Genomic DNA, 693 nt, shown 5'->3' with positions numbered 1-693 from the left:
CGCTGACGTTGAGCCTGCGTATGAATGGATAAGCGTATATGAGTTCCTATAAGCGGTCCCCAGCTATGCTGGAAATGCAGAGCATTGGGGCTTCAGCCCAGTTGATGATTTTTGCCAGTTATGATGGAATGAATTCTTTTAGCATGTAGCGTTTCCATTCTAGTTTTTCAATCGGTCCAAAATTCACCAAGTAACCGACAGCTTTACGAGTAATTCTCATATAGTTGAGCAGTTGCCGTTCATGGTCAGGGTTCAACGCCTTGACGGCTTTTAGTTCCGTGACTATCTCCGCGGAGACGAGCAAGTCGGGCACATACTTTTTCTTTAAGAGATGGTCTTTGTAGTAGACCCTGAGTTCGTCTTTGGATGAGAAGTTGATGTTTCGGAATCCTAATTCCAGTTCCATGCTCTCTTGGTAGATTTCTTCGCTCAGTCCGCCTCCTAGTTCACGGTGTACTTCAAATGCTGTTCCTATAAGTGCATAGCCTTCGTCCCCCATATATTCTGTATTGTTAATCATAGTGTAATCCTACGCTGAATTCACACTTTGAGTCAATGTCACCAAGTGCCAGCATGACGTAGATTCGGCTAAGCCGAAAACCGCTAATGTTCACTTATATGCGCTTATACTGATTCTGTATCCGCTGACGTTGAGCCTGCGTATGAATGGATAAGCGTATATGAGTTCCTATA

The 693-nt window shown here is 44.2% G+C and carries 1 protein-coding gene; it reads right to left on the bottom strand.

Annotated elements, in window-relative coordinates:
* Positions 1 to 118: 118 nt before the first annotated feature.
* Entirely contained in the window at positions 119 to 520 is a 402-nt protein-coding gene (locus tag QEH52_RS19995) for a GxxExxY protein (protein ID WP_308952732.1), read from the bottom strand.
* Positions 521 to 693: the final 173 nt, after the last annotated feature.

This window comes from Thalassobacterium maritimum (genome assembly GCF_031127805.1).
GTDB classification, from domain to species: domain Bacteria; phylum Verrucomicrobiota; class Verrucomicrobiia; order Opitutales; family Coraliomargaritaceae; genus Thalassobacterium; species Thalassobacterium maritimum.
This window is presented reverse-complemented; position numbering and strand designations above follow the sequence as displayed.